General features: G+C 38.1%; 8 protein-coding genes and 2 pseudogenes. 6 read left to right on the forward strand and 4 right to left on the reverse strand.

The window, feature by feature from the left end:
- Nucleotides 1-870 (reverse strand): annotated as a pseudogene (locus CDZ78_RS06600) (NAD-glutamate dehydrogenase domain-containing protein); the annotation flags it as partial.
- Nucleotides 871-1,427: 557 nt separating this feature from the next.
- Here CDZ78_RS06600 and soxY point away from each other — a divergent pair.
- From soxY to moeA, 4 genes are read left to right on the forward strand one after another with little or no spacing between them, the layout of a single operon-like run.
- Entirely contained in the window at nt 1,428-2,096 is a 669-nt protein-coding gene (soxY, locus tag CDZ78_RS06605; protein WP_140413917.1) for a thiosulfate oxidation carrier protein SoxY, read from the forward strand.
- A 1-nt stretch (nt 2,097) separates the two neighbouring features.
- Nucleotides 2,098-2,409, forward strand: coding sequence for a thiosulfate oxidation carrier complex protein SoxZ (gene soxZ / locus CDZ78_RS06610; RefSeq protein ID WP_087869296.1), 312 nt, complete (start codon nt 2,098-2,100; stop codon nt 2,407-2,409).
- Complete coding sequence (soxA, locus tag CDZ78_RS06615; protein WP_087869297.1) at nt 2,406-3,239, forward strand: sulfur oxidation c-type cytochrome SoxA; 834 nt, start codon at nt 2,406-2,408, stop codon at nt 3,237-3,239. The genes soxZ and soxA overlap by 4 nt, the downstream gene beginning before the upstream one ends.
- On the forward strand, nt 3,236-4,498 hold the full coding sequence (moeA, locus tag CDZ78_RS06620) for a molybdopterin molybdotransferase MoeA (RefSeq protein ID WP_087869298.1): 1,263 nt from the start codon (nt 3,236-3,238) through the stop codon (nt 4,496-4,498). The genes soxA and moeA overlap by 4 nt, the downstream gene beginning before the upstream one ends.
- Before the next feature lie 61 nt (nt 4,499-4,559).
- On the opposite strand, the gene CDZ78_RS06625 is transcribed toward moeA, so the two are convergent.
- Nucleotides 4,560-5,174 (reverse strand): hypothetical protein, encoded by a 615-nt coding sequence (locus CDZ78_RS06625; RefSeq protein WP_140413918.1) that lies wholly within the window; start codon nt 5,172-5,174, stop codon nt 4,560-4,562.
- A gap of 165 nt (nt 5,175-5,339) precedes the next feature.
- Between CDZ78_RS06625 and CDZ78_RS24245 the strand changes: the two genes are divergently transcribed.
- Entirely contained in the window at nt 5,340-5,771 is a 432-nt protein-coding gene (locus tag CDZ78_RS24245) for a tetratricopeptide repeat protein (protein ID WP_087869300.1), read from the forward strand.
- 553 nt (nt 5,772-6,324) lie between these two features.
- Here the strand turns inward: CDZ78_RS24245 and CDZ78_RS24250 are convergent.
- Nucleotides 6,325-6,531: a tyrosine-type recombinase/integrase gene (locus tag CDZ78_RS24250; protein WP_087869301.1), complete on the reverse strand. Its 207-nt coding sequence runs from the start codon at nt 6,529-6,531 to the stop codon at nt 6,325-6,327.
- A 724-nt stretch (nt 6,532-7,255) separates the two neighbouring features.
- Between CDZ78_RS24250 and CDZ78_RS06640 the strand changes: the two are divergent.
- Nucleotides 7,256-7,535 (forward strand): annotated as a pseudogene (locus tag CDZ78_RS06640) (peptidylprolyl isomerase).
- Nucleotides 7,536-8,274: 739 nt separating this feature from the next.
- Here the strand turns inward: CDZ78_RS06640 and CDZ78_RS06645 are convergent.
- Nucleotides 8,275-9,117 (reverse strand): bile acid:sodium symporter family protein, encoded by an 843-nt coding sequence (locus CDZ78_RS06645; protein WP_087869302.1) that lies wholly within the window; start codon nt 9,115-9,117, stop codon nt 8,275-8,277.
- Nucleotides 9,118-9,818: the final 701 nt, after the last annotated feature.

A 9,818-nucleotide genomic window follows, 5' to 3' on the forward strand; every position in this document is an offset into this window, starting at 1 on the left:
CACCAGTGGAATATCATCAAGCTCACAAGTGTAGGCAGATGAAGCATATAAACCTAAAAACCGTTTTTCACCTATGACGGCCCCGGGAACTTTAGCGATACCATCCTGTAGAATACCTAAGCCAGTCTTTTCAACGACACAAAAGCCAAATTGATCAGCCTTTTCAACAATACGATATTCCCGATAGCCTAAAAACACAAAATGACCATTTTTCAGCCATTGTAAAAACTCGATTGATTCCTGCAAAGAAGGCTTCTTTTGTTCAATTAATTCGGACGTTACCGTTTCCATTTGTGCAATACAATCAGGCCAGTCTTTTGTAGCAGAACAGACATCACGCAAAACCAGTTGCAAGCTTTGTTTGAGTTTTTCTATCAGTGCAGTATCACTTTGTCGATTAATCTCAATATGTAAAACACTTTCCTGAGTAGTTCCCTCTAATTGTGTTTTGCTAAGTTCACTTAACTTTCCAGCGGCATCTCTTCGTACCCAGTACACTGGGTGTAAAACAAGTAAATTAACAAAACCATAGCGGTTAATTTCCATGGTCATAGATTGTAAAATAAAGGCCCTATCAGGTAACACTACTTCTATAACCGTATGTGTGCTTTGCCAGCCATGCTCCTCAACACTTGGGTTATAAATATGAATTTTCTCCTTACCATCCGGCAAATTCAGAAATAAATTCCAGTGTGATAGTACTGCACCATATAAATCTTCAATTGAAATATTAGCGATTTCATCAAAAGCACTAAAACTAAAGTAGTGCTGAGCAAACAGGATTAATTGCTCAACACTTTCATCCTCTATTTCACTACGAATGTATTGAGACAAAGTCTCCAGCATATTTTCTATATTTTTATATCCCATGCCCTACTCCTGAAATCCGCTCATTTAAAAGTGTACTGTGTACTTAATAACAATATAGTAGTCTGTCGTTTTTACAAGTACAAAGAAACTGGGTTTATACCGTATCCACTATCGCTATGAATTCCATGGTAATGTAGTTGACAGTTAATTTCAGTAATACACTAACGAGGATCTGCAAAACATAGGCAGGAGTACAATAGCTTTAGAGACCGTGAAAGTATCTGCGTTTAGCCTCTCCCCTTGAGAAGGGGGACTGAGGGGGGATCGTATAAAAACATACCTGATTACCCATGACTCTCAGCCATAGCTCGTCATTCCTGTATGCTTTTAGCAGGAATCTCGTTGGTTAAGCATAGATTCCCGATAAAGCTTGTGCCCACGCTTGACTGGGTAGACTTCGGGCATGACGGGTTTTTTAACATACTGATGTTTAAAGCTTAATTTTACTTTGGCTGAGAGTTGGACGTAACCAGGAAAACATATGTCACTGATATTGCATGATTAGTTTAAATATCAAACCTCCCCTAGCCCCTCCTTAACCAAGGAGGGGGATTTTGTTGAATACTTTCACAGTCTCTTTAGCTATTGCTGATTCGGAAATAGCTAAAGCTATTTCACTCCTGTCATATGCCCGTATTAACCTAGTGGCCAAAAAGTTTATTAATTTTTTCGGGTATTTTGTGTCTTTCGCGGTAGTCAGTTTATTATTATCTAGTTCCCGCTATAATAAAGCTTATTTTTTAGTTAGTTCTTCATTAAAACGAATTATGCCAACAACTCGCCGTGCATTTATCACTAAAATGCTGACTATAACGGGCTATACATTAGGTCTTGCATTTTCCAAAGCAAGTTTTGCTAACTGGTTGGCTGATGAATTCCAACGGCAGCCTATTAACAAAGCACTTACCCTGTTATTTCCCGATCAAATATTGCACAAAACTAATAAAATACACTTAAAACTGCCTCGAATTGCAGAGAATGGTTCTGTGGTCCCTATTACCATTACCAGCTCTATTGAAAATGTCGATACTATTTTTATTTTTTCAGAAAAAAATCCCGTACCTTTAGTTGCTAAATTCAGTATTAACCCTGAATTAGAAACTTTTATTGGCGCACGATTTAAAATGCAAGAAACCTGTGATGTAATTGTAGTACTTAAGGCAGAAGACCAATATTACCAGACACGTCAGAAAGTGAAGGTAACATTAGGCGGTTGTGGAGGCTAATATGTCATCAATAAAAATTCGTAGTAAACGGCTTGCCGACTTTACTTTAGTGCGCACCCTGATTGCTCATCCAATGGAAACAGGGAAAAGAAAAGATGAGGAAACGGGTGAGCTTGTTGCTGCTCATTTTATCCAAACCTTAAGCTTCAAACATAATGACCAACTGATGAGCCAGTGCCAAATGGGTTTTGGTGTATCGAAAAACCCATTTTTTTCTTTTCATATCAAATCAGCACAGCCAGGTGATAAAGTCACAATAAGTTGGGAAGACAATCTTGGCTATCAAGATACAGCCGAACATATTATCCGATGATAGCGTTTTCTGGCCGGTTTAATATAGCTATATTTTTAATAATAGCTAGCACTTCTATTTCTGCCAACCCGGTTGAAGATCGTCAACAAATACGCGCATTTTACCAGCAACTTTTCCCGCAATTATCACTAGATGATTATGCTGAGGGCGTTTATGCCATTGATGCTGATGCTAAAGATTCCTGGCTTGCTATTGAGGAGTTCCCTCCCTATGAATTTGCCTTGGAACGAGGGGAGTTATTGTTTAATCAAGCTTTTGCAAATGGCTATGCAGATTGCTTTGCCAATAAAGGCATTGCCATTGCACAAAATTACCCCTACTGGGATAAACAAAAACAGCAAATCACCACACTTGCCAATGCAATTAATGACTGTCGACAAAAGAACCAACTCCCTCCCCTAGCCTATGCTAAAGGTGAAATCACCACTATTTTAGCCTATATGGCTTATACCTCTCGTGGCCAGCGAATCAATACTCAGATTCCCGCTGAGTCACAACTAGCTCTTACTGCATATCAACAAGGAAAAGCTTATTTTTACCAGCGCCGTGGCCAGCTAAATTTTTCCTGTGCAAGTTGCCATTTAGATAATGCCGGTAAATTTATACGCTCAGAAATACTCAGCCCAGCATTGGGGCATACGACTCATTGGCCCGCTTACCGTTTAAACAGCGGAGAAATGGGTACTTTACACCGGCGGTTTATGGTTTGTAATAAACTGATTAGAGCAAAGGTAGACCCCGCACAAAGTACTGCATTGCGACAATTAGAGTATTTTTTAAGTTTTATTGATAATGGATTGCCTCTGAATGGCCCCTCAACACGTAAATGATCACTATTAAACCCAATTGTTCAGATATCGCTGAACCTGGCTTGCTGCATTTTGAACAGGCAAAAAATATTATTCTGGGATCTATCCCCGTTTTACAAGATATCCAGCAAATCCCGATTGAACAGGCAAAAGGACGTTGTTTAGCAGAAACCATTATCAGCCCAATTCAAGTACCTGGTCATACTAATTCGGCAGTAGATGGTTATGCTTTACGTAGCTGTGATTTAGCTGATAAAAACAATGAAACCCAGCTAACAGTTCAAGCAACTATTCTCGCTGGCCAAGTTCAAGCCGAAACCTGCAAGCCTGGCTGTTGCGTACGCATTATGACGGGAGCTCCTATGCCAGCTGAGCTGGATACTGTTATTATGCAAGAGCACTGTCAGCTTAACAATAAATCCATACGCATAGATGATCGACACAAACCTGGGCAAAATGTTCGCCAGGCCGGTGAAGATATTCAATTAGGGGCAACAGTATTGGATAAAGGGAAATTACTATGTCCAGCAGATATTGGTCTACTTGCGTCTTTAGGCATCACAGAAATTAAAGTGAAACGTAAATTACGCATTGCCATTGCTTCCACAGGCAATGAAATTTATAGTATCGCTGGGGCAGTTCCCAGTGGCGGCCTTTATGACAGCAACCGTTACAGTCTACTTGCAGCGCTAGATCGGCCAGATATAGATATTATTAATCTGGGAATTATTCAAGACCAGGAGGCTGAGTTATTAAGTCGATTTAATGACGCAGCCAGTTATGCAGATATTATTATTTCTACCGGAGGGGTTTCTGTTGGTGAAGCAGACTTCACCAAAGCAGCACTAAAATCCAGTGGTGATATCAATTTCTGGAAAGTAGCCATTAAACCAGGACGCCCCATTGCCTTTGGCAAAATTAAGCAATCTATTTTCTTTGGATTGCCAGGTAACCCTGTAGCAGTTCTAGTTACTTTCTATCAATTTGTTCTACCTGCTCTGGAAGAAATTCTAGGCATTACCGATAAACCCATAGCACCCATGATAAAAGCCCGCAGTCTGGAATCTATACGCAAAAAACCAGGCCGCACTGAAATTCAGCGCGGTATTGTTAGTCAATCAGAAACGGGTGAATTCCAGGTTAGAACAACCGGAAAACAAGGTTCCGGTATCTTAAGTTCTATCAGTATGGCCAATGCTTTTATTTTTTTACAGCATAATCAAGACAGCATTAAAAAAGGTGACTGGGTTGAAGTCCAATTGTTTTCGGGCTTGTTTTAAGGCCAATTACAATTGCCTCATCCCATCCCAAGCTATTAAAAGATGAAGTTTGAAAGAGCAGCTATTTACAACTAACTTCTTGTAAACCTAAAACATTCCATAGGCCTTCTTTTTCTATAAGCTGAGTAAATTTTTTAACTGCTTGTGTTTGTGTTGCAGCATTATTTTGCAAACTAGCTCCTTTAATGCCGTGCTGTTTCCCTCCAATAAGCTGTTTTCCATCATAGACTTTTAAATCTAATAAATAACGGCCAATATAAAACCCACTTGTTTTATTAAAGCGAACTGAAGAAGAGGCTTTAATAGCTAAACTTTGTGATTTTTTATTCCATAACTCAGCTTTAGCAAGTGCAGTAGATAAAGGCTCTGATAATACTTTACTGCTTTTATCAGTAGGTTGAATATTAAAATTCAATTGTTTTTTTGCTATACGAAATTGATGATTAACCTTATTTTCATAAGCTTGAAAAGTTCTTAAAATTATTTCAGGGTTTAAGATTTTAGCTACTGACAATTTTCTATTGAATGCAGGTAGTCCTAATTTTTCTTGGCAGGATTTTTGATAGCGTTCATATCGTTTAGATTTTTTAAAAGCAGATTGTAATGCGTTGTAGTGTGAAATAATTTGATCCAGTTCGTTTTTATAAGCGTTATACAATAAACTGAAGTTTCCCAATTATTGAGTAGCTGAAATACACAATGCTGGTGTATCGAGGTTTATTTTAGGTGGTTTTGCCATGTTTATAGCAAACCCCTACTTAATTCCCCTTAGGCAATAGCATTTGAAACGAATGAAAAGACTATTTTTTTCATATAGTTGTAGCATAGTTTCAATTTTACCATAAATAATTATTGGGAAACTTCAGTTCAATACACTCAGGGTAATAAAGAAAAAACTTTAACAGCCTATCTCGAGGTCAGTAAAAAACACCCTGAAATTCTTTCTCTGCGCTTCAAATTAGCTACGCTTTATAATGAACTCAACCAGCCTGAAAAAGCCATCTTAGAATTACAGGCAATTCTGGCTCAACAACAGTCTGATTATTCCCTTAATGAACTTGCATCTACCTATATTGAAAAGCTTAATTCGCCAGAAAATGCACTAAAATATGCTCAACAAGCTAATAAAATAAATGCTAATAATTACGCCGTAAAGTACACATTGGCAGAGACCTATTTTCAAATGGGTAACTACACAAAGGCCGATGCGCTTTATCAGGACGTAGCAAAAAAAGTTGCTGGAAACCCCAGCTTTTATTACAAAGTAGCTTAATCAGCTTTAAAAATAGAAAATAAAAATAGAGCTTCAATCTATTTTGAAAAAGCATTGAGTAGCGGCCAGGATTTCCCAGAACGCACAAGTGCTGAAAAACAGTTACACAGCTTACTGTACACATAGTTTTCTCTTATTAATAAATTAAATATCCACATTCTAAGAGCGTAGTTTTGATTACACCCTTCTAGGGTGTTTTAGCCCTGTTAATATTCAAAAAATGCGGGGAGTCGCTATTTTTGCGAAAGCTTGTTTTGGGCATCCCAGCCCAAGCAAGCAGCAAAAACTTAACGCGACCACTTATGCCTCCGGCGGCCCCGATTCGTCCTCGTCACCTCGTCCCGACCCAACAAGGGGTCGGAACATAGGCTCCAAATGACTTGACGCCGTGTCGGATGGCCTTTTATTTTGTCTCCACCTTCGCTAACGCTCAGACTCCGACAAAATAACGGCCCTACGGCTATCGCGGACTAAAAATCATCACTTCGCTTAGGCTACGTTTCCCTGATTTTCAGCGAAAGCCTGCTCCACAGCCACCACATTCGACAAATTATCACTCGTGCTGCAATCGCTCATTACTCAAATGCGAATATATCTCAGACACTTTACTGTTAGCATGCGCAAGTGTTGCCTGCACCCCATAGAGACTCCCGCCGTTATTAATAATCAAACTGGCCACTGTATGCCTAATATCATGCAACCTGAAGCTAGACTCAATTCCAGCCCGTTTAATTATGTAATGGTCAACAAAAAACCGGATATTTTCTAGGGATTTGTATCAAAATAAATAAAATTTATTGGTTAATTATCTACTCATACAGGTAGACTTACTTTTAGTGTTTTGAACCACTCTAAAGAGTTTAAGGGCAACCTGACGGTTCTTTTCATTAGTCTTAAAGCCATTCTCGACACATAACAGTATTTTAAATTTCACAAGACTTTTTTATAAAATATGAAGTGCTTTCACTTTAATCCACAATTTTAGTTTTCGTATTAATACAACACCATAGCGCCCTACTAAAATCAATGCATAGCAGCTATTGACACACGTATGCATTTGATTTTATATACATACATTTGCACTGTATAAAATTTATACAAATCAAAACAGTTGTAATAATTACGCGGACTAAACGTATATTTAAACGATTAACACACAGAGTTATCCACAGAAATTGTGCATAACTTCACATTTCTTATCTGAAATCAGTATTTAGCTTAAAAATATGAATATCCCTTCTTTCTAGTCGTAAATCTTCTGTCATGATATACAACATATAAAAATATCCACCTTTGTCCATTTCTTATTTCTTGACACTAAAATTTATAGAAGATCCTGAATAAATGTATCCCCACCTAATGAATAAATAAAATAACTTAGTCGTTGAAAATAGGCATTTCATCTGAATCTAGAGCAGTTATAATTTACTTCTTTGGTCCTTTTACTCAATTTAACAACAACACAACAGAGGAGTACATTACTAATGGCAATCGCATGTGCACGACACATTTTGGTAAAAACCAAAGAAGAGGCAGAGCAACTTAAGAAAAAATTAGCGGGTGGTGCTGACTTTGATAGCCTTGCTAAAAAGCACTCACTGTGCAATTCTGCAAAAAAATGGCGGCAATCTTGGGGGATTTCCTCCCGGTAAAATGCTAAAGGCTTTTGATAATGTCGTTTTCAAGAAATCTATACTCACGGTACACGGCCCGATTAAAACTAAATTTGGCTTTCATTTGATTGAAACCATTTACCGCAGTTAGTTACTGTCTCCAGCCCCCTAAATCTCCATTATTAAAATTTAATAAGGTGGAATCTTGGTGTAAGCAACTTTACCCGTTCAGTGAACACAAAAGGCCAGACTCGGTTGTAAAAAAATATATCTCTCAATACCAATGATGGATAGGCAACCGGACTTTCAGCTACAAAATTAAGGTTTTACACAGCGGAGACTAGCAGACGCCTTCTGTTTATAAACTATAGGTTTATTGCCTATAAACTAAATCCATAATTTAAATATTAATATGTTAACGTTAGAATACACTACGGAGGTAGTTGATTACCCACTTAGTTATAGATTGTAAGGAAAAATAATTATAATAATAATCAATAACATTCCTTACTAGCTTTGAGTAACTAGGTGGTTCTTTTTCAAGATCTAGACTGACAAATCTAAATACCCAAAAACCTCAACTCAAGGAGCTGGGCGACAAAATCGTTTATTGCCTACTTCGACATTGTCGACCCTATGATCAAGACAAGAACCTCAATTGATCGCTATAAATTGCTATAAACAACTGAATATTAAATATAAGGTAACGTGCAATAAATAACCTACCTTATACGCAGGATTTTTGTTTGTCTTCAATGCGTAGAAATAGGCGCATAGCTGGCTACGTAACTATTTCTGCAACGCAGAAGACAACAAAAAGACAAGCAAGATGGGTGGGTTATTTATTGCGAGTTGCCTAATACTCATAAATAGTTCTTACCTGTATTTCTTTATCTGTTGATTCCATAATTTCTCGTTATGATTGCTAATGGTAACAATATCAATATTCCTACAATGGCAACCAGTAAAGGAACAATTGCTGCCATCGGTTCTGTAGAGAAGTTCTGAGTAGCCACCAATATAGCGACTGGGGGATTTCTTAATCCAGCAGCTACTGAAAATATCACCCGTATATCTCTTCTTTTTCCACCACTCAAATAGCCAATAAACATTGCCCCCAAAAAGAATAAAATGATCACGGGGAGTATATCAACACTTTCCATGATGGTTTCTATATACAGAAACAGCACCGCAATAATCAGTATCAATATGGAAATATTGGTAAATCTGGCCACAAAAGGCTGAATACGCCGCGCAAACGTTGAAAAACGTGCTCTGATAAATAGCGCAAGCAGTAATGGAACCAGCATTATTGAAATTAAAGACCTGGCAATGATCCAGGCACTAACAGAAACACCTGGAAGCACTAGCGGCACTGCGATCGGTATAAACACAAGCGTCACGATCAAAAGTAGCACCATTAACCCTACCGCACCAGCCACATTACCTTTTGCCGTTGCTACAATCATGGGGATAAAGGGCGCTCCACCACCTAAAGAAAGTACTATTATTCCAATACGTACCCCTTCAGAGACGGGAAGCCAGCTCACTATGCCTAAAGCAAACAAAGGTACAATGATAAAATTTGCAATTAGCGCCCGAATCACTATGCGTATTTTTTTAACTGGTGCAATAATTTGTGCAACTGTTAAACCTAACCCCAGTGTAAGCATGCTTCCTGAGACAAAGCCAAGCATGGAGAGATTAAACACTATTTCAAATATTTCTTTCATTTTATATTTCTTGTTCCCATGTCACACACTATAGAATGTATATGGATTCACTCTGCGTGGAAGAACGGCCGGCTCATCCAATATCCTGGAAAAATCAGTTGCCCACGGTTTAACTGGTTTTTCTAAGATTATACATGGCGAGCCGCCCATACTCCCAAGGTACTCCTTATCGATATTAAGGTTCTCTTGAACTGTTTATATAAACCAGTCGTAGCAGGAATATAGAGTTCAACTGATATTTCCAGGTTTAAAGTTATTCTGCGTTAAGGTATTATAAACTTTAATGATATCTCTGACTGCGTATATATCCGGATAAAAGCATGTGGCAATCACCTCATGTATTTCAATATCGTTGTAAATAGTGGGCCACTGAAATATTTTAGTCAGGCACATTCTGTATTAAGTGACCCTTACAAAATCAAATTGGTGAAGACATGAAATATATAATAAAAAAATTAAGTACTGATTTTCTTTTTGATGAACAGGAACAAGTCAGAATGCAATTTGTAGACTCGTTAACTTACACGATGGAAAGCTCAAAGGTTTCTTTTGACAAAGAAGCCGTAGACCCATTAGACTGAAGTTTCCCAATTATTGAGTAGCTGAAATACACAATGCTGGTGTATCGAGGTTTATTTTAGGCGGGGAGTCGCTATTTTTGCGAAAGCTTGTTTTGGGCATCCCAGCCCAAGCAAGCGGCA

Source organism: Bathymodiolus platifrons methanotrophic gill symbiont, from assembly GCF_002189065.1.
Taxonomy (GTDB): domain Bacteria; phylum Pseudomonadota; class Gammaproteobacteria; order Methylococcales; family Methylomonadaceae; genus Methyloprofundus.